This window comes from Actinocorallia aurantiaca (assembly GCF_039533685.1).
GTDB lineage: Bacteria > Actinomycetota > Actinomycetes > Streptosporangiales > Streptosporangiaceae > Actinocorallia > Actinocorallia aurantiaca.
Map to the genome: position 1 here is coordinate 95,938 of NZ_BAAATZ010000015.1, position 24,991 is coordinate 120,928.

General features: G+C 70.7%; 25 protein-coding genes. 12 read left to right on the forward strand and 13 right to left on the reverse strand.

Annotation, left to right across the window (positions count from 1 at the left end; all coding sequences use genetic code 11):
- Positions 1-5: 5 nt before the first annotated feature.
- A complete protein-coding gene (locus ABD327_RS19810) occupies positions 6-632 on the reverse strand; it encodes a LysE/ArgO family amino acid transporter (RefSeq protein WP_344451999.1) in 627 nt (208 codons plus the stop codon).
- Positions 633-703: 71 nt separating this feature from the next.
- Between ABD327_RS19810 and ABD327_RS19815 the strand changes: the two genes are divergently transcribed.
- Complete coding sequence (locus tag ABD327_RS19815) at positions 704-1,588, forward strand: LysR family transcriptional regulator ArgP (RefSeq protein ID WP_344452001.1); 885 nt, start codon at positions 704-706, stop codon at positions 1,586-1,588.
- 76 nt (positions 1,589-1,664) lie between these two features.
- On the opposite strand, the gene purL is transcribed toward ABD327_RS19815, so the two are convergent.
- From purL to purS, 4 genes are all read right to left on the reverse strand, one after another.
- Positions 1,665-3,911: a phosphoribosylformylglycinamidine synthase subunit PurL gene (purL, locus tag ABD327_RS19820; RefSeq protein ID WP_344452003.1), complete on the reverse strand. Its 2,247-nt coding sequence runs from the start codon at positions 3,909-3,911 to the stop codon at positions 1,665-1,667.
- Entirely contained in the window at positions 3,908-4,582 is a 675-nt protein-coding gene (gene purQ, locus ABD327_RS19825) for a phosphoribosylformylglycinamidine synthase subunit PurQ (protein ID WP_344452005.1), read from the reverse strand. Before purQ ends, purL begins: the two co-directional genes overlap by 4 nt.
- Before the next feature lie 58 nt (positions 4,583-4,640).
- Complete coding sequence (locus ABD327_RS19830) at positions 4,641-5,036, reverse strand: ATP-binding protein (RefSeq protein WP_344452007.1); 396 nt, start codon at positions 5,034-5,036, stop codon at positions 4,641-4,643.
- 173 nt (positions 5,037-5,209) lie between these two features.
- Positions 5,210-5,452 carry a phosphoribosylformylglycinamidine synthase subunit PurS gene (gene purS, locus ABD327_RS19835; protein WP_344452008.1) on the reverse strand — a complete coding sequence of 81 codons (243 nt, stop codon included), beginning with the start codon at positions 5,450-5,452 and terminating at the stop codon, positions 5,210-5,212.
- 108 nt (positions 5,453-5,560) lie between these two features.
- Between purS and ABD327_RS19840 the strand changes: the two genes are divergently transcribed.
- The gene (locus ABD327_RS19840) at positions 5,561-7,162 is read left to right on the forward strand and encodes a hypothetical protein (RefSeq protein ID WP_344452009.1); all 1,602 of its coding nucleotides are present in this window, start codon (positions 5,561-5,563) and stop codon (positions 7,160-7,162) included.
- A gap of 228 nt (positions 7,163-7,390) precedes the next feature.
- Here the strand turns inward: ABD327_RS19840 and ABD327_RS19845 are convergent, their stop codons facing one another.
- The 5 genes from ABD327_RS19845 to ABD327_RS19865 all read right to left on the reverse strand — a co-directional run bounded on the left by ABD327_RS19845 (position 7,391) and on the right by ABD327_RS19865 (position 13,329).
- Positions 7,391-8,686 carry a dihydrolipoamide acetyltransferase family protein gene (locus tag ABD327_RS19845; protein ID WP_344452010.1) on the reverse strand — a complete coding sequence of 432 codons (1,296 nt, stop codon included), beginning with the start codon at positions 8,684-8,686 and terminating at the stop codon, positions 7,391-7,393.
- The gene (locus ABD327_RS19850; protein ID WP_344452011.1) at positions 8,680-9,690 is read right to left on the reverse strand and encodes an alpha-ketoacid dehydrogenase subunit beta; all 1,011 of its coding nucleotides are present in this window, start codon (positions 9,688-9,690) and stop codon (positions 8,680-8,682) included. The genes ABD327_RS19845 and ABD327_RS19850 overlap by 7 nt, the downstream gene beginning before the upstream one ends.
- On the reverse strand, positions 9,687-10,784 hold the full coding sequence (gene pdhA, locus ABD327_RS19855) for a pyruvate dehydrogenase (acetyl-transferring) E1 component subunit alpha (protein WP_344452012.1): 1,098 nt from the start codon (positions 10,782-10,784) through the stop codon (positions 9,687-9,689). Before pdhA ends, ABD327_RS19850 begins: the two co-directional genes overlap by 4 nt.
- A 220-nt stretch (positions 10,785-11,004) precedes the next feature.
- Positions 11,005-11,265, reverse strand: a complete 261-nt coding sequence (locus tag ABD327_RS19860; protein WP_344452013.1) for a hypothetical protein — start codon at positions 11,263-11,265, stop codon at positions 11,005-11,007.
- A 231-nt stretch (positions 11,266-11,496) separates the two neighbouring features.
- Positions 11,497-13,329, reverse strand: a complete 1,833-nt coding sequence (locus ABD327_RS19865; RefSeq protein ID WP_344452014.1) for an acyl-CoA dehydrogenase — start codon at positions 13,327-13,329, stop codon at positions 11,497-11,499.
- A gap of 249 nt (positions 13,330-13,578) precedes the next feature.
- On the opposite strand from ABD327_RS19865, the gene ABD327_RS19870 reads away from it, so the two are divergent.
- The 3 genes from ABD327_RS19870 to ABD327_RS19880 all read left to right on the forward strand — a co-directional run bounded on the left by ABD327_RS19870 (position 13,579) and on the right by ABD327_RS19880 (position 16,607).
- Positions 13,579-14,361, forward strand: a complete 783-nt coding sequence (locus tag ABD327_RS19870) for a sporulation protein (protein ID WP_344452015.1) — start codon at positions 13,579-13,581, stop codon at positions 14,359-14,361.
- A 67-nt stretch (positions 14,362-14,428) separates the two neighbouring features.
- Complete coding sequence (locus ABD327_RS19875) at positions 14,429-15,826, forward strand: hypothetical protein (RefSeq protein WP_344452016.1); 1,398 nt, start codon at positions 14,429-14,431, stop codon at positions 15,824-15,826.
- 31 nt (positions 15,827-15,857) lie between these two features.
- Positions 15,858-16,607, forward strand: coding sequence for an SDR family oxidoreductase (locus ABD327_RS19880; RefSeq protein ID WP_344452017.1), 750 nt, complete (start codon positions 15,858-15,860; stop codon positions 16,605-16,607).
- Here ABD327_RS19880 and ABD327_RS19885 read toward each other — a convergent pair whose 3' ends face one another.
- On the reverse strand, positions 16,608-17,246 hold the full coding sequence (locus ABD327_RS19885; protein WP_344452019.1) for a rhomboid family intramembrane serine protease: 639 nt from the start codon (positions 17,244-17,246) through the stop codon (positions 16,608-16,610).
- Positions 17,247-17,322: 76 nt separating this feature from the next.
- Positions 17,323-17,580 (reverse strand): WhiB family transcriptional regulator, encoded by a 258-nt coding sequence (locus tag ABD327_RS19890; RefSeq protein WP_344452020.1) that lies wholly within the window; start codon positions 17,578-17,580, stop codon positions 17,323-17,325.
- A 148-nt stretch (positions 17,581-17,728) separates the two neighbouring features.
- Here ABD327_RS19890 and ABD327_RS19895 point away from each other — a divergent pair, with 148 nt between their 5' ends.
- Both ABD327_RS19895 and ABD327_RS19900 read left to right on the forward strand, forming a co-directional pair.
- Positions 17,729-18,202: a GNAT family N-acetyltransferase gene (locus tag ABD327_RS19895; protein ID WP_344452021.1), complete on the forward strand. Its 474-nt coding sequence runs from the start codon at positions 17,729-17,731 to the stop codon at positions 18,200-18,202.
- Positions 18,203-18,245: 43 nt separating this feature from the next.
- Complete coding sequence (locus ABD327_RS19900) at positions 18,246-19,205, forward strand: NADPH:quinone oxidoreductase family protein (protein ID WP_344452022.1); 960 nt, start codon at positions 18,246-18,248, stop codon at positions 19,203-19,205.
- On the opposite strand, the gene ABD327_RS19905 is transcribed toward ABD327_RS19900, so the two are convergent.
- Positions 19,202-19,603 carry a gamma-glutamylcyclotransferase family protein gene (locus tag ABD327_RS19905; RefSeq protein ID WP_344452023.1) on the reverse strand — a complete coding sequence of 134 codons (402 nt, stop codon included), beginning with the start codon at positions 19,601-19,603 and terminating at the stop codon, positions 19,202-19,204. The two genes, ABD327_RS19900 and ABD327_RS19905, sit on opposite strands and share 4 nt — an antisense overlap.
- A 39-nt stretch (positions 19,604-19,642) precedes the next feature.
- On the opposite strand from ABD327_RS19905, the gene ABD327_RS19910 reads away from it, so the two are divergent.
- The 5 genes from ABD327_RS19910 to ABD327_RS19930 all read left to right on the forward strand — a co-directional run bounded on the left by ABD327_RS19910 (position 19,643) and on the right by ABD327_RS19930 (position 24,910).
- Positions 19,643-20,236: a GNAT family N-acetyltransferase gene (locus ABD327_RS19910; RefSeq protein ID WP_344452024.1), complete on the forward strand. Its 594-nt coding sequence runs from the start codon at positions 19,643-19,645 to the stop codon at positions 20,234-20,236.
- 121 nt (positions 20,237-20,357) lie between these two features.
- Complete coding sequence (locus tag ABD327_RS19915; protein ID WP_344452025.1) at positions 20,358-21,116, forward strand: HAD-IIA family hydrolase; 759 nt, start codon at positions 20,358-20,360, stop codon at positions 21,114-21,116.
- A gap of 74 nt (positions 21,117-21,190) precedes the next feature.
- Entirely contained in the window at positions 21,191-22,057 is an 867-nt protein-coding gene (locus ABD327_RS19920; RefSeq protein ID WP_344452026.1) for a hypothetical protein, read from the forward strand.
- 37 nt (positions 22,058-22,094) lie between these two features.
- Positions 22,095-24,326 (forward strand): heavy metal translocating P-type ATPase, encoded by a 2,232-nt coding sequence (locus ABD327_RS19925; protein WP_344452027.1) that lies wholly within the window; start codon positions 22,095-22,097, stop codon positions 24,324-24,326.
- 68 nt (positions 24,327-24,394) lie between these two features.
- A complete protein-coding gene (locus ABD327_RS19930; protein ID WP_344452028.1) occupies positions 24,395-24,910 on the forward strand; it encodes a GNAT family N-acetyltransferase in 516 nt (171 codons plus the stop codon).
- The last annotated feature ends 81 nt before the right edge of the window (positions 24,911-24,991 follow it).

Below are 24,991 nucleotides of genomic sequence, written 5' to 3' on the forward strand. Positions count from 1 at the left end.
TGGGATCACCGGGCGCCGGCGACGAGGGATGCCGCGATCGCGAGCATGACGGCGGCGATCACGCCGTCGAGCACGCGCCAGGCGTGCGGGCGGGCGAGCAGGGGGCGCAGAGTGCGGGCGCCGTACCCGAGGGCGGTGAACCACAGCAGGCTGGCGAGGACCGCGCCCGCTCCGAACCACCAGCGCCCCTCGCCGCGGCCGCTCGCCACGGAGCCGAGCAGCGTGACCGTGTCGAGGTAGACGTGGGGATTGAGCCAGGTGAGCGCGAGGGCGGTGCCCGCCGCCGCTGCCATGCCCGCACGGGCGGCACCGGGATGCCCCGTGTCGCCGGATTCCAGAGAGGCTCCGGCGGGACGCAGGGCCCGGCGGGCGGCCATCGCGGCGTAGACGGCGAGGAACGCCGCCCCGCCCCACCGCATCGCCGTGTCCAGCCACGGCATCACCGCCAGGAGGGCTCCCGTGCCGACGACGCCGGCGGAGATCAGGAGCGCGTCCGAGACGGCGCAGATCGCCACCACCAACCCCACGTGCTCGCGACGCACCCCCTGGCGAAGCACGAACATGTTCTGGGCGCCGATGGCGACGATGAGGGACAGGCCGAAACCGAGTCCGGAGAGGCTGTGGACGAGCATGCAAGGGAGGCTATGAAGAACCCGCTGATGCAGTCCAACGAATGTTTCTGCGGCTGCATTAGATTTGCTTCATGGAGATGGCTCAGCTGGACGCCCTGGTCGCCGTGGTCGACGAGGGTTCGTTCGACGGCGCCGCCCGCAGGCTGCACGTGACGCCCTCGGCCGTCAGCCAGCGCATCAAGGCGCTCGAGTCCGCGGTCGGGACCGTACTGCTGCGCCGGGCCCGGCCCGTGGTCGCCACCGAGCTCGGCACCGACTACGTGCGGCTCGCCCGCCAGGTGCTGGCGGTGGTGCACGAGTCCGGGCTTCCCGGCGGAACCGACGGCGCCCCGGCGACCGCCCTTCCCAGGGTGCCGCTGGCGATCAACGGCGATTCCCTCAACACCTGGGCGATGGCGGCCCTGGCCCGGGTCGCGGACCTCGCCGTGTTCGACGTCCACCGCGAGGACCAGGACCACTCGGCGGAGCTCCTGCGCTCCGGCGAGGTCATGGCCGCCATCACCACGCAGGCGCGCCCTGTGCAGGGCTGCTCGGCGGTCCGGCTCGGCGTCATGCGCTACCGCCCGTTCGCCGTCCCGGCGTTCGTCCGGCGGTGGTTCCCCGAGGGCGTCACGCCCGACGCCCTCGCGCACGCCCCGGTGATGATGTTCGACCGCAAGGACGACCTGCAGGACCGCTACATGCGCGAACGCGCCGGGCGCGCCCTCGAACCGCCCCGGCACTACATCCCCTCCACCGCCGACTACGCCCGGGCCATCGCCCACGGGCTCGGCTGGGGCCTGCTCTCCGCCGAGCACTCCGACCCCCTCCTGGCCGGAGGCCGGGTGGAGGCGCTGGAACCGGACGGCCACGTGGACGTCGAGCTGTACTGGCAGCAGTGGTCGCTGCGCACCCCCGTCCTGGACGCCGTCGCCCGCGCGGTCCGGCAGGCCGCCGCGGACGCCCTCCTGCCCTAGCGGAGGACCGGCTGGAAGCGGGACAGGGCCCGCCCCGGGAAAGGGGCGGGCCCTGTCGCGGGCCGTTCGGGAACCGTCAGGCCATGAGGTTCGGCAGGGTGCCGGTGTGGGCCTCGCGCAGCTCGTGCAGCGGGATCGAGAAGAGCCCGTCGACGGTGAACGAGTCGCCGCCGACCACGCCGATGGTGGTGAACGGGACGCCCGCCTGGGTGCAGATGTCCACGAAACGGGTCTCGGCCTCGGGGCGGACCGCCACGACGGCGCGGGCCACGGACTCGGAGAACAGCTCCGTGAACGGGTCGCCCTGCAGCGCCACCCGCACGCCCAGGCCGCCGCGCAGGGACGCCTCCACGAGGGCCTGGGAGAGGCCGCCGTCGGAGAGGTCGTGCGCGCCCGACAGGAGGGTCTCCTGGGCCGCGGTGATGAGCACCGAGCCCAGCGCCGCCTCCGCGGGCAGGTCGACCATCGGCGGGAGGCCGCCCAGGTGGCCGTACATGACGTGCGCCCACTCCGAGCCGCCGAACTCCTCGCGCGTGGTGCCCAGCAGGACCAGCTTGTGGCCCTCGGCCGCGAACGCCATCGCGGTGCGGCGGCGGACGTCGGCGTGCACGCCCAGGACGCCGATCACCGGGGTCGGGTTGATCGGCGTGCTGCCGGTCTGGTTGTAGAAGCTGACGTTGCCGCCGGTGACCGGGATGCCCAGCGCCAGGCAGGCGTCCGCGAGGCCCTCGGTGGCCTTCGAGAACTGCCACATGACGCCCGGGTCCTCCGGCGAGCCGAAGTTCAGGCAGTTCGTGACGGCCAGCGGCTGCGCGCCCGTGGCCGCGACGTTGCGGTACGCCTCGGAGAGGGCCAGCTGGGCCCCCGCGTACGGGTCGAGCCGGGTGTAGCGGCCGTTGCCGTCCAGGGCCAGCGCGACGCCCAGGCCGGTCTCGTCGTCCAGGCGGATGACGCCGGCGTTCTCCGGCTGGGCCAGCACGGTGTTGCCCAGCACGTACCGGTCGTACTGGGAGGTGATCCACTCCTTGTCCGCCAGGTTCGGCGAACCGGCCAGCCACATCACGGTCTTGCGCAGCTCGTCCCTGGTCGACGGGCGCGGCAGCCGTCCGGGCGTGTCCGCCTGGAGCCGCGCCTGGTCGGCGGGCACCGCGACCGGGCGCTCGTAGACCGGGCCGTCGTGCGCGGCCGTCCGCGGCGGGATGTCGACGATGACCTCGCCGTGCCAGGTCATCACCAGGCGGCCGGTGTCGGTGACCTCGCCGATGACCGTGGCGGGCACCTCGTAGCGGGCGCAGACGGCCATGAACTCGTCGACGTTCGCAGGCGTGACGACCGCCATCATGCGTTCCTGCGACTCGCTCATGAGGATTTCCTCGGGCAGCAGGTTCGGGTCGCGCAGCGGCACCCTGTCCAGCTGGACGTCCATGCCGCCGGTGCCGCCCGCGGCCAGCTCGGTGGTCGCGCAGGACACCCCGGCCGCGCCGAGGTCCTGGATGCCCTCCACCAGGCCCTTGTGGAACAGCTCCAGCGAGCACTCGATGAGCAGCTTCTCCATGAACGGGTCGCCGACCTGGACCGAGGGCCGCTTGGCCTGCGACTCCTCGTCGAAGCTCGCCGAGGCCAGCACGGACGCGCCGCCGATGCCGTCAGGGCCGGTGTAGGAGCCGTAGAGCACGACCTTGTTGCCGACGCCGGACGCCGAGGCCTTGTGGATGTCCTCGTGCCGCAGCACGCCGATGCACAGGGCGTTGACCAGCGGGTTGTCCTGGTAGCAGGGGTCGAAGACCGTCTCGCCGCCGATGTTGGGCAGGCCCAGGCAGTTGCCGTAGCCGCCGATCCCGCTGACCACGCCGGGCAGGACCCGCCGGGTGTCGGGGGCGTCGGCCGCGCCGAAGCGCAGCGAGTCCATCACCGCGACCGGGCGGGCGCCCATCGAGATGATGTCGCGGACGATGCCGCCGACGCCGGTGGCCGCGCCCTGGTGGGGCTCGACGAACGACGGGTGGTTGTGCGACTCGACCTTGAAGGTCACCGCCCAGCCCTGGCCGACGTCCACGACACCGGCGTTCTCCCCCATGCCGACCAGCAGCTTGTCGGTCTTGGGGGCCTTCTCGCCGAACTGGCGCAGGTAGATCTTGGAGCTCTTGTAGGAGCAGTGCTCGGACCACATGACCGAGTAGATCGCCAGCTCCGAGGCGGTCGGGCGGCGGCGGAGGATGTCGCGTACCTTCCGGTACTCCTCCTCGTTCATGCCCAGCTCCTTGTAGGGCTGGGGCTGATCCGGGGTCCGGCCGGCGAGGGCCACGTTGTCGGTACCGCTCATGCGTTGATCAGGCCCTTGACGATCGAGGTGAAGAAACCGAGCCCGTCGGTCGTCGGGCCGGTGAGGGACTCCACGGCGTGTTCCGGGTGGGGCATGAGGCCCACGACGTTGCCGGCCTCGTTGGTGACGCCGGCGATGTCGTTGAGCGAGCCGTTGGGGTTGACGTCCATGTACCGCGCGACCACCCGGCCGGAGGACTCCAGCTCCTCGACGGTCTCGGCGGACGCGGTGAAGCGGCCGTCCATGTTCTTCAGCGGGACGACGATCTCCTGCCCCTGCGCGTACTCCGACGTCCAGGCCGTCGCCGCGTTCTCGACGCGCAGCCGCTGGTCGCGGCAGACGAAGTGGCCCTCGGCGTTGGGCATGAGGGCGCCCGGCAGCAGGTGGGCCTCGGCCAGGACCTGGAATCCGTTGCAGATGCCCAGGACGGGGAGGCCCGCCTTCGCGGCCGGAATCAGCTCCTCCATGAGCGGGGCGAACCGGGCGATGGCTCCGGCCCGGAGGTAGTCCCCGTAGGAGAAGCCTCCAGGGAGCACCACCGCGTCGACCCCCTGCAACGAGGTGTCGGCGTGCCACAGCTCTACAGGCTCTCCGCCCGCTATGCGCACCGCTCTGGCGGCGTCGCGATCATCGAGGGAACCAGGAAAAGTGATGACGCCCACGCGGGCCATCTGCACTCCATTGCGATCCTCGGCGTCCCAGGTGAGGACGGCCGTCTACCGGCCTAACCTACCCGGCGCTGCGCACCAGTTCGGATTCGAGACGGGGCAGAGGCGCCTCTTCGTTCCAGGTCAGTCGTTTGCGCAGGACGACGCGCACCCCGTCGGGGGTGGCGGTGAGGGCCAGGTCGTCCACCAGGGAGCTCATGATGTCCAGGCCGCGGCCGGATTCGGCGAGTTCCTCCACCGGGCGCACCGCGGGGTCGAGGCCTTTCCCGTGGTCGGTGACGGAGAGCACACAGGCGCCCTCTTCTATGCGTCCGGTGACCTCGTATTCGAGGGTCGCGGAATGCCTGACGACATTCGTGCACGCCTCGGAGGCGGCCACCAGAATGTCGTGGACGCAGTCTCCGGAAACACCGAGCCCGCGCAGCGCGTCCCCGAGCACCCGGCGGATCACCGGCACGCTCAGCTCCTCACAGGGCAAAGCCAGCGAGAATTTCATATTCACCAGGCCCACCTCGGAAAGTCGGACGGACCTAACAGTTCCCCGCGGTATCCGCGATAATCACCTGGTGGCGAACCGTTTGAATGAGTTACCCACTGGAACGCGACAATGCGGTCTTGTTCCCCCGCAGTTCATTCCGCGTGGACTTCGAAGTCCTCGATAACCGGATTGGCGAGCAGCGTGCCGGCGAGTTCCCGGATCCGCTCCACCGCGTCCTCGTCGGCCGGGCCGTCGAGTTCGATCTCGAACCGCTTGCCCTGGCGGACCGCCGTCACGCCCTCGAAGCCCATCTGGGGAAGCTTCCGCGAGATCGCCTGCCCCTGCGGGTCCAGGATCTCCGGCTTCAGCATGACCTCCACGACCACACGCGCCACTGCTCTTCCCCCCTCATGGGCTACGCCCACGGCTGATCACTGTCCTAGTCTTAACGGCAATCCGAAAGCGTACGCCACGTGCGCGACCCTCCCCCCAGGAGCCAGTCCTTGGACGTCTCTGAGCTCACCCCCGCGGAACGCCGGGTATGGGACGCCTTCCCCGCCGGTGAACTGGTGGACCTGACCCCCCTCGACGCCGCGCAGGCCGACCAGTGGGGCCCGCACCGCCGCGTCCGCGCCTCGGTGCTGGTGGCGCTGCTCACCGGGGCCAGGGAGCCCGAACCCGGCCAGGTGCCCAAGCTCCAGCTGCGCGGAGCGTACGTGACGGGCGCGCTGGACCTCGGCCACGCCCAGGTGCAGGTCCCGCTGACGCTCACCGAGTGCGTGCTGGCCGAGCCTCCCCGGCTGTACTGGGCGCAGCTGCAGTCGGTGCACCTGATGCAGTGCAGGCTGCCCGGCCTGGTCGCCTCCGGCGCCCGCGTCGACGGCCACCTGTGGCTGGAGGGCAGCGTCATCACCGGAGGGCTGCTGCTGGACGGGGCGCACATCGGCGGCATCCTCAGCCTGTCCGGAGCCCAGCTCACCAACCCCGCCGAGGAGGCGCTGCTGGCCGACCGGCTCCAGGTCGAGGCCAACATCTACTGCGACCGGGGCTTCCGCGCCGAAGGCGAGGTGCGGCTGCCGGGCGCGCGGATCGGCGGACAGCTGATCTTCCGCGGCGCCACCCTGCGCAACGCCGACGGGCCCGCGCTGTACGCCTCCCGGCTGGACGTGGCGGCGAACGTCTTCTGCGACGAGGGCTTCGACGCCGAGGGCGAGATCCGGCTGCGCGGCGCCCGCGTCGGCGGCTACCTGTCGCTGGTCGGAGCCCGGCTGAAGCACCGCGGGCGGGCCCTCAACGCCGACGACCTCATCGTCGACATCGACGTCTACTGCTCCGACGGCTTCGACTGCACCGGCGAGGCCTCGTTCGCCGGAGCCAAGATCGGCGGGCAGCTCAGCTTCAAGGGAGCGCGGCTGGCCAATCCCGACGGCACCGCGCTGAACGTGCAGCGGCTGACCGCCGAGGAGCTGCTGCTGCGCCCCGCCGCCCCGGTGGAGGGGGTGGTGGACCTCTCCTACGCCAGAATCGCCCTGGTACGAGACGATCCGGCCACCTGGGCGTCCTCGCTCCAGCTCGACGGATTCGCCTACGAGATGCTCGAACCGCCGCTGACCGCCGTGGAGCGGCTGGAGTGGATCCGCCGCGACAAGGACGGCTACCAGCCCCAGCCGTACGAGCGGCTCTCGGTCACCTACCGCACGATCGGGCTGGACACCGACAGCCGGGCGGTCCTGCTGGCCAAGCAGCGCGACCGGCGGGCCACCCAGCCCTGGCACAACCGGATCTTCGGCTACCTGCAGGACGTCCTGGTCGGCTACGGCTACCGGCCGTTCCGCGCCCTGGCCTGGCTCGGGGCGCTGCAGGTGGCGGGCACGGTGCTGTTCACGATCGAGAAGCCCGGCAAGCTGGACCCCGAGCACGAGCCGCACTTCAACGCCTTCTTCTACACGCTGGACCTGCTGCTGCCGATCGGCTCCCTGAACCAGGAGACGGTGTTCGCGCCCGCGGGGATCTACCAGGTGGCGGCGAACGTCCTGGTGGCCGCGGGCCTCCTGCTGGGACTCACCGTGGCGGCCGGAGCCTCCCGCGCGCTGTCGCGGGAGTAGCCCCGGGAACAGACGACCGCAGCGAAGCGAGGATCGGCTGTTCCCCCGCGGGGGTCTGGGGGTCGCCCCCCAGATAGACACAGCCCCCTGGACCAACGACCCCAGCCCGACATCCCCGAACCGACGACCCCAGCCCGACACTCCCCGAACCGACGACCCCAGCCCGACACCTCCGGCTCGACACCCCAGCCCGACACTCTCCGAACCGGCAGCCGAAGCCGGAAACCCTCAGCCGAGGGCGAGCAGCCGGAAGGGGTCCTCCAGCAGGGCGCCGGTCTCGCGCAGGACGGCCGAGCCCAGTTCGCCGTCGACGACGCGGTGGTCGAACGACAGCGACAGGGTCGCCACCCGGCGCGGCTTGATCTTCCCCCGGTGCATCCAGGGCAGTTCCCGGATCCGGCCGACCGCGAGGATGGCCGACTCTCCGGGGCTCAGGATCGGGGTGCCGGCGTCGACGCCGAAGACGCCGACGTTGGTGATGGTGATGGTGCCTCCGGTGAGGTCGGCCGGATCGCACCGGCCGTCGCGGGCCTTGGCGATCAGGGCGGAGAGTCCGGCCGCCAGCTCCGGCAGGGGCAGCGCGTGGGCGTCCTTGAGGTTGGGCACCAGCAGGCCGCGCTCGGCCGCGACGGCCACGCCCAGGTTGACCCGGCGCTTCACCACGATCTCCCGGGCCTCCTCGTCCCAGGAGGAGTTGATCATCGGGTGCCGGCGGACCGCGGTCAGCAGCGCCCGGGAGACCAGCAGCATGGGACTGATCTTGAGCTCGGCGTACTCGGGGAGGGCGCGGAGCCGCTCCACCGTCTTCACGGCGCGCGTGACGTCCACTTGCAGGAACTCCGTCACGTGCGGCGCTGAGAAGGCGGAGGAGACCATTGCCGCCGCCGTGGCCTTCCGCACCCCCTTGACCGGGATCCGCTCCTCGTCGGCGCTCCGTGGAGGCGTCGGAGGCCGCTCACGCTCCGCGGGCGCCACCGCGCCGGCCGTCTCCACCGACGCGCGGACGTCCTCGCGGGTGACCGTCCCCTCCGGACCGGTGCCCACGACCGTGGAGAGGTCGACGCCCAGGTCCTTGGCGAGCTTGCGGACCGGGGGCTTGGCCAGCGCCCTGCCCGCCGGAGGCGCGGCCGCCGGACGGTTCGCGGGCCTGCGGGGCCTGCGCCTGGTGCTGGCGGGCTTCACGCCGTAGCCCACCAGCACCGGGGTGCGGATGGTCTCCTCGCCGGCCTTGGGCGGCCTCGTCTCCTGCTCGGGCGCGGAGCCCTTGGGCTCCGGGGCGCCCTCCCCCGGCTCGCGCACCCCGATGATCGGCGTGCCGACGGCGACGGTGTCCCCCTCGTCCACGAGCAGCTCGGCCACCACGCCCTCGTACGGGCTGGGCAGCTCGACGATGGCCTTGGCCGTCTCGATCTCCACGACCGTCTGGTTGAGCTCGACGGAGTCGCCCGGCGCGACGTGCCACCTGACGATCTCCGCCTCGGTCAGCCCCTCCCCCACGTCGGGGAGCCTGAAGTGCCTCACCATGAGAACGTCCTGTCCACCGCGTCCAGAATCCGGTCGAGGTCGGGGAGGTAGTGGTCCTCCAGCCTCGAGGGGGGATAGGGGGTGGCGAAGCCCCCGACCCGCAGGACGGGCGCCTCCAGGTGGTAGAAGCAGTGCTCGGCGACCCGGGCCGCGAGCTCGCCGCCGAAGCCGCCGAACACCGGGGCCTCGTGCACCACCACGCAGCGGCCGGTGCGGCGCACCGACTCCAGGATCGTGGCGGTGTCCAGGGGGGACAGCGAGCGCAGGTCGACGACCTCGAGCGAGCGGCCGTCCTCCTGGGCGGCCTGCGCGGCCTCCAGGCACGTCTTCACCATGGGCCCATAGGCCAGGAGGGTCGCATCGGTTCCGGGACGGGCCACCACGGCCCGTCCGAACGGCACGGACTCGGCCGCCGGGTCGACCTGGGCCTTGTCCCAGTAGCGGCGCTTGGGCTCGAAGAAGACGACCGGGTCCGGGCAGGCGACCGCCTGCTGGATCATCCGGTAGGCGTCCGCGGGGTCGGCGCAGGCCACGACGCGCAGGCCCGCGGTGTGCGCGAAGTAGGCCTCGGGCGACTCGCTGTGGTGCTCGACCGCGCCGATGCCGCCCCCGCAGGGGATCCGCACGACCACCGGCAGCTCGACCGCGCCGCGCGAGCGCATCCGCATCTTGGCGAGCTGGGTGATGATCTGGTTCGCGGCGGGGAAGACGAAGCCGTCGAACTGGATCTCGCACACCGGCCGGTAGCCGCGCAGCGCCAGGCCGATCGCGGTGCCGACGATGCCGGACTCCGCCAGCGGGGTGTCGATCACCCGCTCCGCGCCGAACTCCTTCAGCAGGCCGTCCGTCACCCGGAAGACGCCGCCGAGCCTGCCGACGTCCTCGCCCATGACCAGGACCTTCGGGTCGTCGGCCATGGCCTTGCGCAACCCCTGGTTGATCGCCTTGGCCAGGGTCAGCGTCTCGCTGCGCGGCCGCGGCATGGTCTCGATCATCTCGGTCATCGGAACCCCGCCAGGTAGGAGTCGTAAGCGGCCTTCTCTTCCTCCAGGACCGCGTGGGGGTCCGCGTAGACCCGGTCGAACAGCTCCGCGGGGGGCGGGTCGGGCAGCGCCAGGCAGGCCTTCCGCAGCGCGGCGGCCTCCCGCTTGGCGTGGGCGTCGATCTCGTCGAAGAAGTCGGGGGAGGCCAGGCCCTCGCGGGACAGGTACGCCTTGAGCCTGGCGATCGGGTCCTTGAGCCTCCAGGCCTCCAGCTCGTCGGAGTCCCGGTAGCGGGTGGGGTCGTCGGTGGTGGTGTGCGCGCCCATCCGGTAGGTGTACGCCTCGACCAGGGTGGGGCCGCGGCCGGTCCGCGCCAGGTCCAGGGCGCGGCGGGTGACGGCGAGGCAGGCCAGCACGTCGTTGCCGTCCACCCGCACGCCGGGGAAGCCGAAGCCCTGGGCCCGGCGGTACAGCGGGATCCGGGTCTGGCGCTCCAGCGGCTCGGAGATGGCCCACTGGTTGTTCTGGCAGAAGAAGACGATCGGCGCGTCGTTGACCGACGCCCACACGAACGACTCGTTCACGTCGCCCTGGGAGGTGGCTCCGTCGCCGAAGTAGACGATGGCGGCGTCGCCGATGCCGGTGCCATGGCGGCCGTCCCGCTGGATGCCCATGGCGTAGCCGGTGGCGTGCAGCGTCTGGGTGCCGATGACGATCGAGTAGAGGTGGAAGCCGTGCTCCTTCGGGTCCCAGCCGCCGTGGTCCACGCCGCGGAAGAGCTTGAGGATGTTCAGGAACGGCAGTCCGCGGCAGTGGGCGACGCCGTGCTCGCGGTAGGTGGGGAAGACCATGTCCCCCGCGCCCAGCGCCCTGCCGGAGCCGACCTGCGCGGCCTCCTGGCCCAGCAGCGAGGGCCACAGGCCCAGCTCGCCCTGGCGGGTGAGGGCCACCGCCGCGCCGTCCAGGGTCCGGACGACGACCAGGTCCCGGTAGAGGTCGCGGAACTGCTGGTCGGTCAGCGTGAGCGGGTAGTCGGGGTGCTCGAGCCGCTCGCCCTCGGGCGTGAGCAACTGGATGAACTCGGTGTCCTGCGCGGTGTGCGCGTCTAGGGTCACGACCGCCTCCTTCGTCTGCCCGGAGCGCGGGGTCGCCGCACTTCCGGGTGGCCGGGGCCCCCTCCGCCCCCCACCGGGTCACGGCGGGGCTCGTAAGGGAGGTCTGCGCCCATCGTGGCACAGATCACTCGGCCCCTACCATCCCCTACCGTAAGATCTACCCCGGCACCGCCGCGTCAGACGTGAATCTTCGGTGAGACCGCGACACCACGGGAAAGATTCAGTCGATCACGTCCCGGGTCGTGCGGGTGGTGACGTCGCGGGTGACCACGCCGTCGACCGGCCGCTCGATGTGCGGCACGATCTCGGGGTCGACCCCGGCCCGCCGCGGGGGCAGGTACTGCAGGGCGAGGGTCACCACACCCATGATCATGAAGATGACGCCGATCGCGTTGATGTCCACCGGATCGCCGTCCGCCTTGATGGCGAACTTGAGGATGGCGCCTATCGTGAACAGGAAGATCGCCAGACTGAAACGCATCGCAGTTTCCCTTCGCCGAACCCGGAATGCTCGGTAAAGGTCTCCCCATCCGCGAGGCATCGGACACACGATCGTCGCTGTGTGCGCGATCACCGGCCGAGGCCGGACCCGGCCACTCCCGCCGGGAGTCGGATCCCCTCGAAGACGGAAACGCGGGAACACGGAAGCCCCGGCACGGGATCCGTGCCGGGGCTTCGCGGTGCTCTGCCGCCTTCGAGGAGCGGAGCGGCCTTAGAAGGCCTCCTCCGGCAGCTCCATGACGTCCAGGGTGACGTTCTCGGCCATCACGCGGTCCGAGGACAGCCGGGGCAGGACGTTCGCGGTGAAGAACTGCGCCGCGGCGACCTTGCCGGTGTAGAAGTTGCGGTCGGCGTCGGAGACCTCGCCGCCCAGGCGGCCCAGCGCCACCTCGGCCTGGCGCAGCAGCAGCCACGCCACGACGGTGTCGCCGAGGGCCATCAGCAGGCGGGTGCTGTTCAGCCCGACCTTGTAGACCTCCTTCGGGTTCTCCATCGAGCCGAGCGCGGCGTTGACCATCGTGCCGATGATGCCCTCGGTGTCGGCCACGGCCTGGGACAGCAGGGCGCGGTCGTTCTTCAGGCGGCCGTTGCCGGCCTCGGACGCGGCGAACGCCTTGATCTCGTCCAGCAGCACGTTCAGGGTCGCGCCCTGGTCGCGCAGGATCTTGCGGAAGAACAGGTCCTGGCCCTGGATCGCGGTGGTGCCCTCGTAGAGGGTGTCGATCTTGGAGTCCCGGATGTACTGCTCGATCGGGTATTCCTGCAGGAAGCCCGAGCCGCCCAGGGTCTGCAGGGACTCGGCGCCCAGCAGCGCGTAGGAGCGCTCGGAGCCGAAGCCCTTGACGATCGGCAGGAGGAGGTCGTTCATCTTCTCCGCCTGGACGTCGTGGCGGCCCTCGTGCTTGGCGATCTCGACGGCGTCCTGGTAGGTCGAGGCCAGCAGGACCAGCGCGCGCATGCCCTCGGCGTAGGCCTTCTGGGTGATGAGCGAGCGGCGGACGTCCGGGTGGTGGGTGATGGTGACGCGCGGGGCGGTCTTGTCGGTCATCTGGGTCATGTCGGCGCCCTGGACCCGCTCCTTGGCGTACTCCAGCGCGTTCAGGTAGCCCGTCGACAGGGTCGCGATGGCCTTGGTGCCGACCATCATGCGGGCGTACTCGATGACCAGGAACATCTGGCGGATGCCGTCGTGCTTGTCGCCGACCAGCCAGCCGACCGCCGGCTGCTTCTCGCCGAAGGTGAGCTCGCAGGTCGTGGAGACCTTGAGGCCCATCTTCTTCTCGACGTTGGTGACGTAGGCGCCGTTGCGCTCGCCGAGCTCACCGGTCTCCAGGTCCACGTGGTACTTGGGCACCAGGAACAGGGACAGGCCCTTGGTGCCGGGTCCGGCGCCCTCGGGGCGGGCCAGCACCAGGTGGTAGATGTTCTCGGACATGTCGTGCTCGGCCGAGGTGATGAAGCGCTTCACGCCCTCGATGTGCCAGGAGCCGTCGGGCTGCTGGATCGCCTTGGTGCGGCCGGCGCCGACGTCGGAGCCCGCGTCGGGCTCGGTCAGCACCATGGTGGCGCCCCACTGCCGGTCGACGGCGTACTGGGCGAACTTCTTCTGGTCCTCGGTGCCCTCGTTGAAGAGGATCTGGGCGAAGCCCGGGCCGGAGGAGAACATGTAGACGGCCGGGTTGGCGCCCAGTACCTGCTCGGCCACCGCCCACACCAGGGAGCGCGGAGCCTGGGAGCCGCCGAGCTCGGGACCGAGGTCCAGGCGGAACCACTCGGCGTCCATCCACGCCTTGAAGGACTTCTTGAACGACTCCGGCATCTTCACCTCGCCGGTGGCCGGGTCGAACTTCGGCGGGTTGCGGTCGGCGTCCTCGAAGGACTCCGCCACCGGGCCGGTGGTCAGCCGCGCGACCTCGTCGAGGATGCTCCGCACGGTGTCCTCGTCCATGTCCTCGTAAAGGCCCTTGCCGAGGATCTCCTGGCGGTTGAACACCTCGAAGAGGTTGAACTCGATGTCCCGAAGATTGGACTTGTAGTGCCCCATGGATGACACCCCGTCTTACTCGGCGGGTTGCCGCGCACCCCGCGTCTACCGGTTAGTAACTATCGATGATGCTACCCGCCGGTAACTGTGACAAGTCTCCAGGGTGCCCTACCAGACTGTGACTCACACCACATAGTTGGGGGAGATCATAACGGAACGTCCGTCTTCTCCCGCACGACTAAGAGAAGTATCGGCTGGTCACTCCAGACCCACCCGAGATCCATCCGGACACAAAAGAAAGACGAAAAAGTGGTCTTCAAGAAGCTTCTCAGCGCTTTCGGCGTCGGCGGCCCCTCGATCGAGACGATCCTGAGGGACTCCAACGTCCGCCCCGGTGGAATCATCGTCGGCGACATCCACTTGACCGGGGGCGACAGCGCCGCCGAGATCCTGGGGATCAACGTGGCCCTCGTGACCCGGGTCGAGGTGGAGAGCGGCGACAACGAGTACACCCAGAACGAGAAGTACGCCAAGGCCCACCTCTCCGGGGCCTTCCAGCTCCAGCCGGGCGTGCGCCACAGCTTCCCGTTCCAGCTCGAGGCGCCGTGGGAGACCCCGCTCACCCACATGTACGGCCAGCCGCTGCGCGGCACCACCGTCGGCGTCGCCACCGAGCTGGAGGTCGCCCGCGCCGTCGACGCCACCGACCTCGACCCCGTCGCGGTGCACCCCCTGCCCGCCCAGGAGCGCATCCTGGCCGCGTTCTCCAACCTCGGCTTCCACTTCCGCAACGCCGACTGCGAGAAGGGCCGCATCTACGGGGTCACCCAGCTCCTGCCCTTCTACCAGGAGATCGAGTTCCACCCGGGCGGCCGCTACGCCCAGTCCTTCAAGCAGCTGGAGGTGACCTTCGTCAGCAACCCCCAGACCACCGAGGTCATCCTCGAGCTGGACAAGCGGGCGGTGTTCGGGAACAGTCACGACACGTTCAGCCGCTTCACCGTGCCGAACGTCGGCTTCGAGAACACCAACTGGGAGCAGGAGATCGACGCCTTCCTCCAGCAGGCCGGCCGCAAGCGGGGTTTCTTCTAAGCCACACGCGACCTGGAACCGAGCCGCACGCGATCCGGAGCCCGAACTGAACAGCGCAGAGCAGCGGTTGTGGGACGCCTACGCCAGAGGCGCCCTGGTCGACCTGACCGATGAGCCCGACGACCTCGTGTCCGCCTCCGTGATCGCCCGGCTGCTGCTCGGCGGCAACGAGGTCGAGAAGGGGTTCGTCCCGGCGGTCCGGTTGCGGGGGGCGCGCATCGCCGGCCGCCTGGACGTCGCCGGAGGCGACGTCGAATGCGAGCTGCTGCTGGAGCGCTGCGCCTTGGAGGAGGCGCCGCGCTTCGGCAACGCCCGCACCCGGCAGCTGAGGTTCGCGGACTGCGTCATGCCGGGCTTCGACGGGGGCGGGCTGCGCGCGGACGGGTACGTCAGCCTCTCCGGCTCGGTGATCGACGGGCAGGTCAAGCTGGTGCGCGCCCAGCTGCTCGGCGGGTTCCGGATGAACGGCACGAAGATCACGGCGCAGGACGACAGGTACGCGTTCTTCGCCGGCGCGCTGCTCGTGGAGGCGGGCATGTTCGCCCGGCACGCCGAGATCACCGGCGGGATGCGCATGACCGGCTCCCGGCTGACCGGCGGGCTCTTCATGGAGGGCGCCCGGCTGGTCAACCCCGGGCGCATCGCGATGGACGGGCAGAACATCGCGGTGGCCGACGCGATGGAGTGCGGCCAGGGGTTCCACGCCGAGGGCACCGTCAAGCTCCGCGGGGCGCGGATCGACGGGACGCTCTCGTTCGACCGGGCGGGGTCGATGCGGGCGCCGGGCCGGGTGGCGCTGCAGCTCAGCCACGCCACGGTCAGCGAACTGATCCTCACCCCGTCCGAGCCGATCGAGGGCGTCGTCTCGATGTCCTACGCCAGGTTCGGGGTGATCCTCGACAACCCGGACTTCTGGCCGGAGCAGTTGCGGCTGACCGGGGCGACCTACGAGTCACTGCGCGGCGGCGGCGTCACCCGGCGCGCCGACTGGGTGAGCCGCGACCCCGAGGGGTTCCGGCCCCAGCCGTACGAGCAGCTGGCCGCCTGGTACCTCAAGGACGGCAACGAGCACCTGGCGCGGCGCACCCAGCTGCTGAAGATGCGCAGGCGCCGCCGCACCCTGCCCTGGCCGTCCCGGACGTGGGGCGCTCTGCTCGACTACACCGTGGGCTACGGGTACCGGCCCTGGCTGGCCTTCGCCTGGCTGGCCGCGATCGTCGTCCTGGGCACCGTCGTCTTCGGCGAGGTGCAGCCGCGGCCGCTCAAGGAGCCGGCGGAGCGGCCGGACTTCAACGCGCTGGCCTACGTGGTCGACCTGCTGATCCCGATCGGCGCGTTCGGGCAGCGGGAGGCCTGGGACGCGGTGGGCTGGACCCAGTGGCTGGCGTACGGAATCATCGCAAGCGGGTGGATTCTCGCCACCGCGCTGATCGCCGGGGTGGCACGCGTACTGCGGCCCAACTGAGCAGGATCCGACCGACAGGGGGCTTGAGAGGATGGGAACGTATCTGATCACCGGGGCCACCGGGGGCATCGGGCTGGCCACCGCCGAACTGCTGCGCGAACACGGGCACGACCTGGTCCTCTCGGGCCGGTCGCCCGAACGGCTGGCCGCCATCGCCTCCCGGTTCTCCGCGTCCCCCTACGGCCAGACCCAGGGCTGGACGCTGCCGCGGGCGGGCGGGGCGCCGGCGAACGAGCACGTCCGGACGGTCCCCCTGGACCTGTCCGAACCGCGCCGGATCGAGGCCGCGCTGGCCGTCGCCGATCTGCCCCCGGCACTGGACGGGATCATCCACAGCGCCGGAACGAGCGAACTGGGCCGGGTGGCCGAGCAGGAGGCCGAGGAGTGGATCGACCAGCTCATGGTCAACCTGGTGGCCGCCGCGGAGCTGACCAGGCTGCTGCTGCCGTCCCTGCGGGCGGGCTCGGGCCACGTGGTGTTCGTCAACTCCGGGTCGGGCCTGCGCGCCAACCCCGGCTGGGCCTCCTACGCGGCCAGCAAGCACGGGCTGAAGGCCCTCGCGGACGCGCTGCGGCAGGAGGAGCCGGGCATCCGGGTGACGAGCGTCTACCCGGGACGCACGGCCACCGAGATGCAGCGCAAGGTCCGCGCGCAGGAAGGCGAGCCGTACGACCCGTCCGACTACATCGCGCCTTCGACCGTCGCCAGGGCCATCTTCGGCGCGCTGGAGACTCCCGTCGACGCCGTCATCACGGACGTCTCCGTGCGTCCCCGGTCCTGATCACACCTGGTACGGCACCGGGGCGGTCGACGCGACCCTGCGGCGGCGCAGGGCGAAGGACGCCATCAGCCCTCCGATGAGCCCGAACAGGTGCCCCTGCCAGGAGATCATGGTGTTGGTCGGCAGCACGCCGTAAAGGATGCTCCCGTAGAAGATGAAGGCCGCCACCGCGATCAGGGTGTCGCCCAGGTGGCGTTCGAAGAATCCCCGGCCGAGGATGTAGCCGAAGTAGCCGAAGACCAGGAGGCTGGCGCCCAGCGTCTCGGAGTCGGGCGGCCCGGTCAGCCAGACGCCCAGGCCGCCGACCACGATGACGATCAGGTTCATCAGCACGAACTTGCCCGGGCCCCGGAACGCGGCGACGAAGCCCAGCACCGCGAAGGGCACCGTGTTCGCGACGAGGTGTTCGAAGCCGCCGTGCAGGAAGGGCGCGCTGAAGATCTGTGGGAGGTCGGGCAGGTAGAGGGCTCGGATGCCGAAGACGTCGAGCCAGCCGCCGAGGACGTAGTCGATGGCCTCCAGCAACCACATCAGCGCCAGCGTCCCGCCCACCAGGGCCGCGCCCGACAGGGCGCGGGTGGCCTGGACGGTCAGTTCTCCTGCGGCCCTGCGGCCGAACGCCCGACCTTGGTCGCTCATCGGGGAACCTGCCCTATCTGTCGTTTTTTAGATTAACGACCGATATACCCGATAAGTTCTTAGGTTATCTCCGAGCTCACCTACGGAGATAGCGCCTTTCCTCCGGAGTCGTGCCGCCCCAGATCCCGGCGGGCTCACCGGCGCGCAGCGCCCAGTCCAGGCAGGCGGAGGCCACGGGGCAGCGGTGGCAGATCCGCTTCGCCTCCTCCAGCATGACCTGAGAGGGGCCTGCGGGGGAAATGGGATAGAAGATCTCCGGGTCCGCTCCGCGGCACTCGGCCAGATCGGTCCAGTGCTCGTCCGTGTCCCTGCGTACTGCGAGTGGGTTCGCCACATCGCGATACATGGTGGCCTTCACCGCACGCCTCCTTGCGCGTCCTTGTTCACCACCCAATGTAGTACTACAACTCGTAGTACTACAAGTGGACGTTACAGCCGAGCCCGCGAACGGGACCCTTCGGACGCCAGATACCCTGCGGGCCATGACCAGCCGCAAGCAGCCCGTTTTCCGCGAGGCCACCCGCGCCGACCTCGAGAAGATCGTGCGGTTGCTCGCCGACGACGTGCTGGGCAGCACCCGTGAGGCCCCCGAGGTCAACGAGCACTACGAGAAGGCCTTCGCCGCCATCGAGGCCGACCCCAACAACCGGCTGATCGTCGCCGACTCCGACGGCGACGTCATCGGCACCCTCCAGCTCACCTACATCCCCGGGCTCACCTACATGGGCAGCTCCCGCGCCCAGATCGAGGGCGTCCGGGTCGCCGGCGACCTGCGGGGACGCGGCGTCGGCCACGCCATGCTGGCCTGGGCCATCGAGGAGGCCCGGGACATGGGCTGCCGGGTCGTGCAGCTCACCAGCGACCGACAGCGCCCCGAGGCCATCCGCTTCTACCAGAAGGTCGGCTTCCGCCCCTCGCACATGGGACTGCGCTACCACCTGCAGGACCTGGACTAACCCCGCCACTGTGCCCTATATCACCCTGTTCTAGTCTGCCGGAATGCTTGCATTCACAGTGGAGAAACTGGGTTCGCTGAGGCCGGTGGAGGTGCCCGCGCCGGAGCCGGGCCCGGGCCAGGTCCTGATCGAGGTGGCCGCGGCCGGAGCCAACTACGTGGACGGCCTTTTCCTCCACGGGCGCTACCAGATCAAGCCCCCGCTGCCCTTCGTGCCCGGCGGCGAGATCGCGGGCACGGTGAAGGCCCTCGGCCCCGGCGTGGAAGGCCCTGCGGTCGGCAGCCGCGTGGTCGCGCTGTGCGGCTTCGGAGGCTTCGCCGAGCAGGTCGCGGTGCCCGCCGCCGCGGCGGTGCCGATCCCCGACGTACTCGACTTCCCCCGCGCGGCGACCTTCACCCAGTCCTACTGCACCGGGCTGTACGCGCTGCGGAACAGAGCCGGGCTTCAGGAGGGGGAGACCGTCCTCGTGCTGGGCGCCGGCGGCGGCGTGGGGCTCGCGGCCGTGCAGATCGCCAAGGCCCTGGGCGCGAAGGTGCTGGCCGGAGCCTCCACCGCGGAGAAGCGCGACGCGGCCCTCGCCGCCGGGGCCGACGCCGTCGTGGACACCTCCTCCGAGGACGTGAAGACCGCGGCGCGGGCCTTCTCCGAAGGCGGGGTGGACGTCGTCTACGACCCCGTCGGAGGAAAGCTGGCGGACTCCGCCCTGCGCGCCCTGCGGGACTACGGCCGGTACGCGGTCATCGGCTTCACCGGAGGAATCCCCTCGGTGCCCCTCAACCAGGTGCTGCTGCGCAACCGTTCCATCGTCGGAGTGGACTGGGCGATCTGGTCCATGACCCGGCCGGAACAGCAGGCCGCCCTTCACCGGGAGGCGCTCGACCTGGTCGCCGACGGCAGGCTCACCCCCGCCGCCCCGGCCGTCCGACCGCTGACGGAGGCCGGGCAGGTCCTGGACGCGCTGCTGAACCGCCAGGTCACCGGCAAGGTCGCGCTGGTGCCCTAACCCGCCCGGTACTCGGCCCGCCATTCCACGCAGCCCGGTACGTATCGGGCCAGGATCTCGCGGGTGAACCACTCCAGGTCCCAGTCCTCGTCCAGGACCTCCCCCTTCCAGCGGTAGGCCAGGGCGAGGCCTCCACCGTCGAGGCGGAGTTCGACGACGTCGTAGTCGACGTCCTCGTAGGCGTGGAGGAGCTCCGACTCCTCCACGCTGAGCCCTCGGATCAGCAGACCGTCCGCGACGCCGTCGGCGGCGGCGACCAGGCCGGGGTAGACCCGCCCGTGCAGCGCCGCCACCCGCCAGCCCTCGGCCCGGGCTGGAGCCAGCTCCGGCACCCTGCCGAGCAGGGCGTCCAGCACCTCGGGGAAACGGAGCGTGCCATAGACGAACAGATCAGGCATGGCGCTTAAGGTACCGAGACGACGTCCACAGGAGGAACGGTGACGATTCGCGAGTTCAGGCCCGGTGACGAGGCCGCCGTCTACGACATCTGCCTGCGCACCGGCGCGTCCGGCGAGGACGCCACCCACCTGTACTCCGACCCGGAACTGCTCGGCCACGTCTTCGCCGGGCCGTACCTGAGGCTGTGCCCCGGATTCGCCTCGGTGGTCGAGGAGGACGGCGAAGTCCTCGGCTACATCCTCGGCGCCCCCGACACCCGCGGGTTCGAGGCGCGCTGCGAGGAGGAGTGGTGGCCTCCGCTGCGCGAGCGGTACCCCGACCCCGTATCCCCGAAGACGCCGGACGAGCAGAGGATGCACGCGATCCACCACTTCCACCCGGCTCCGGACTCCCTGGTCGAGGAGTACCCCTCCCACCTGCACATCGACCTGCTCCCCCGGACCCAGGGCAGGGGCTACGGGCGCAGGCTGATGGACCGGCTCAGGGACCAGCTCCGCCGGGCCGGCTCACCCGGCCTGCACCTGGGGGTCAGCCCCGCCAACCGCCGGGCCGTCGGCTTCTACGAGGCGCTGGGCCTCACCACGGTGAGCGAGGACGAGCACGTCATCTGGATGGGCGAAAGACTCGGCTGACGCGCGCCGAAAGATCCACATGAGCTGACGCCCGCCTACGGCGTGCCGCCCGTGGCTGAACGCATGCTGAACGATCCACAGGCTGTTCACAGAGGGTGATGACCAGTGCGACCCTCGGGGTATGGCGACTGTACTGATCGACATCGACGGGGTGCTGACCGTCTCGTGGAAGGCCCTGCCGGGGGCGGTGGAGGCCCTGAAGCGGCTCGGACGGGAGGGGCACCGGTTCCTCCTGCTGACCAACACGACCTCGCGGACCAGGGCTTCCATCACCGCGGCGCTGGTCTCGGCCGGGTTCCCGGTCACCGAGGAGGACGTCCTCACCGCGACGTCCGCCACCGCCGAACACCTGCGGCGGGAGCATCCGGACGCGCGGTGCTTCCTGCTGAGCGGCGGTGACGTCACCGAGGACCTGCCGGGCGTCCGGTTCGTGGACGACGACCCGGACATCGTGGTGATCGGCGGGGCGGGACCCGAGTTCGACTACCCGACCGTGAACCGCGTGTTCGGCTTCCTGCAGGGCGGGGCGAAGCTCGTCGCGATGGCCCGCAACCTCGCCTGGCGCACCGACGAGGGGCTCCAGCTGGACGCCGGGGCCTACCTGCTGGGGCTGGAGGCCGCCGCCGGGGTCCGCGCCGAGGTGGTGGGCAAGCCCTCGGCCTCGTTCTTCCGTTCGGCGCTGGCCTCGCTGGGCGCGGAGACCGGCTTCATGATCGGCGACGACCTGGAGGCGGACGTGCTCGCCGCCCAGCGGGCCGGGCTCACCGGGATCCAGGTGCGCACCGGCAAGTTCCGCCCCTCCGACCTGGACCGGGGCACGCCCGACCATCTGGTGGACTCCATAGTGGAGCTTCCGGACCTGCTCGCGTCCCTGGGGTGACGGGGGTCACAGCCTCCGCGAGAAATACCCCCTTGGGGTATATGGTTCGGAAGGAGGAGACCTGAGGAGAGAGCATGAACACCACGGTGAAGCTCGGCGCCTTCGCTCTGGGGATGGCCGCCGTGTTCGGTGCGTCACTCGGGGCGGGACGGGCCTTCGGACCCGATCCGGCCGAAAGACCCGACCAGCGCGTCCAGAGCAGCCCGGCCGCCCACGGCGACCACGGAGGCCACGAGGCCCCCGAGACGGCCGTCCCCCCGGAAGCCGGGCCCGCGAAGGTCGAGATCGACCGAGCCCAGGCCCCGGACGGGCGCTTCGCCTTCCTCATCACCGGCGAGGACGGGAAGCCCGTCACCGAATACGACGTTCAACATGACAAGAAGATGCATCTGATCGTCGTTCGCAAGGATCTCTCAGGGTTCCGCCACGTCCATCCGGAACTCCGCCAAGACGGCGCCTGGGAAGTCGACTCCCCCATGGAAGAGCCGGGCGACTACCGCGCGTTCGCCGATTTCAAGCCGACGAACGGCGACGCCCAGGTGCTGAAGCTCGACGTGAACGTGCCGGGAACCGCGACCGCGCGTCCCCTGCCCGCTCCGTCCGGCACCGCCGAGGTGGACGGCTACACCGTCACCCTCGACGGGACGGTCACCGCGGGAGGGACGAGCGAACTGACCATGGACATCAGCAAGGACGGCCGCCCCGTCACCGACCTCCAGCCCTACCTCGGGGCCTACGGGCACCTGGTGGCGCTGCGCAAGGACGACCTCGGCTACCTTCACGTCCATCCCGAGGGCGCCCCCGGGGACGGCGAGACCACCCCCGGACCGAAGATCACGTTCTTCGTCGAGGCCCCGTCCGGCGGAGACCACCGGCTCTACCTGGACTTCCAGCACGAGGGCCGGGTCCACACCGCGGAGTTCACCGTCCATGTCCACTGACTCTTTCTCCATACCGCCCGCCCGCGAGGAGGCTCGGATGAACCCCGTCCAGGACCGGATCGAACTGTCGATCGGCGGGATGACCTGCGCCTCCTGCGCGAACCGCGTCGAAAAGCGGCTCAACAAGCTCGAAGGCGTCACCGCGACCGTCAACTACGCCACCGAGAAGGCGAGCGTCGCCTACGGGCCCGACGTCACTCCGGAAGACCTGATCACCCAGGTGGAGAAGGCCGGTTACACCGCCGAACTCCCCGCCCCTCCCCGGGAGGAGCACGAGGAGGCCGTCCCCGAGGACGCCGCCCTCCGGACGCTGCGGCAGCGGCTCCTCATCAGCCTGGTCCTGACCGTCCCCGTGATCGCGATGGCGATGGTCCCGGCGCTGCAGTTCCGCAACTGGCAGTGGGCGTCGCTCGTCCTCGCCGCGCCCGTCGCGGTGTGGGGGGCGTGGCCTTTCCACCTAGCCGCCTGGAAGAACCTCCGGCTGGGCGCCGCGACGATGGACACCCTCGTCTCCCTCGGCACGGCCTCGGCGTTCCTGTGGTCCCTCTACGCCCTGTTCTTCGGGAGCGCCGGCGAACCCGGCATGAAGCACCCGTTCAGGCTCACCGTGGAGCGCATGGACGGCAGCGGCAACATCTACCTGGAGGTCGCCGCCGGAGTCACCGTCTTCCTGCTGGCCGGCCGGTACTTCGAGGCCCGCTCCAAGCGCCGCGCCGGCGCCGCGCTGCGCGCCCTGCTGGAGATGGGCGCCAAGGACGTGACGGTGCTGCGCGACGGCGTCCAGAGCACGATCCCGATCGACCGGCTGGCCGTCGGCGACCTGTTCGTCGTCCGGCCCGGCGAGAAGATCGCCACGGACGGCGTGGTCGTCGAGGGCGCGTCCGCCGTCGACACCAGCATGATCACCGGCGAGCCCGTCCCGGTGGAGGTCTCCGTCGACGACGCCGTCACCGGCGCCACCGTCAACGCGGGCGGCCGCCTGGTCGTCCGGGCCGTCCGCGTCGGCTCCGACACCCGCCTGGCCCAGATGGCGCGGCTGGTGGAGGAGGCGCAGAGCGGCAAGGCCCAGGCTCAGCGGCTGGCCGACCGGGTCTCCGGCGTCTTCGTGCCCGTGGTGATCACCCTGGCCGTCGCCACCCTCGGCTTCTGGCTCGGTTCCGGCGCCGAGGCCGCCGCGGCCTTCACCGCCGCCGTCGCGGTACTGATCATCGCCTGCCCCTGCGCCCTCGGCCTGGCCACCCCCACCGCCCTGCTGGTGGGCACCGGCCGCGGCGCCCAGCTGGGCATCCTCATCAAGGGCCCCGAGGTCCTGGAGTCCACCCGGAAGATCGACACCATCGTCCTGGACAAGACCGGCACCGTCACCCACGGCAGGATGAGCCTCGCCGAGGTCATCACCGCTCCCGGCGAGGACGAGGACGAGGTGCTGCGGCTGGCCGGCGCGCTGGAGGACGCGTCGGAACACCCGATCGCCAAGGCCGTCGCCAAGGCGGCCACCGAGCGCACCGGCCCCCTGCCGCCCGTGTCGGACTTCCAGAACGTGCCGGGCCTGGGCGTCCAAGGCATGGTGGACGACCACGCGGTGCTCGTCGGGCGCCCCCGCCTCCTCGCCGACTGGTCCCAGCCCCTGCCCGACTCCCTGGCCTCGGCCAAGGCCGCGGCCGAGGCCTCCGGCAAGACCGTCGTGGCGGTGAGCTGGGACGGGAAGGCCCGCGCCCTCCTCGTCGTCGCCGACACCATCAAGGAGACCAGCGCCGAGGCGATCGAGCAGTTCCGCGCGCTGGGCCTCACCCCCATCCTGCTGACCGGCGACAACGAGGCCGCCGCCCGCTCCGTCGCCGCGTCCGTCGGCATCACCGAGGTCCACGCCGAGGTCCTCCCCGAGGACAAGGCCTCCACGATCAAGCGCCTGCAGTCCGAGGGCCGCACCGTCGCCATGGTCGGCGACGGCGTCAACGACGCCGCCGCCCTGGCCCAGGCCGACCTGGGCCTCGCCATGGGGACCGGCACCGACGTCGCCATCGAGGCCGCCGACCTGACCCTGGTCCGCGGCGACCTCCGCGCGGCGGCCGACGCCATCCGCCTGGCACGGCGCACGCTGGGGACCATCAAGGGGAACCTGTTCTGGGCGTTCGCCTACAACGTGGCGGCCCTGCCACTGGCCGCGGCGGGCCTGCTCAACCCGATGCTGGCGGGTGCCGCGATGGCGTTCTCCAGCGTCTTCGTGGTGAGCAACAGCCTCCGGCTGCGCCGTTTCTCGCCTTCCTGACACGTCCTCCGAAACCCATCGGACCCGGCCGCGATAGAACCGTCCAGAACGGTCTATCGTGGCCGGTGATGCAACTGACCGGTTCCCGGCTGATCGTGCGTCCGGTCGCGCCGGACGACGAACGGGAGTTCCTCTCCGCCGCCCGCGCCAGCGAAGAGTTCCACCGCCCTTACGCGTTCCTCCCTCTCGACGAGAAGGAATTCGCCGACTACCTGCGCCGCTTCGACCAGGTCCAGGCCCACGGCTTCGTCCTCCGCCTGCTCGGAAGCGACGAACTCGTGGGCTACATCAACATCAGCCACATCATCCGCGGCTCCTACCAGCGGGGAACCCTCGGCTACGGCGTCTTCCTCCCGCACCACCGCCGGGGTTACATGACCGAGGGCCTGCGCCTGGTGATCCGCCACGCCTTCGAGACCCTGTCCCTCCACCGCCTGGAAGCGGAGATCCAGCCTGGGAACAAACCCTCGCTGAGGCTGGTGCGGCTTCTCGGTTTCGAGCGGGAGGGCCTCGCCCGCGGCCTCATCCGCATCGAGGGCGAGTGGCGCGACCATGAGCGCTGGGCTCTCGGACACGATGTTTAAGGATCTTGGAATCCCCACATATCTGGCATAGGGGGATAGCGCAGCGCTGCGCCTTTGACTCAATCCTGGGGGTCGATAGGC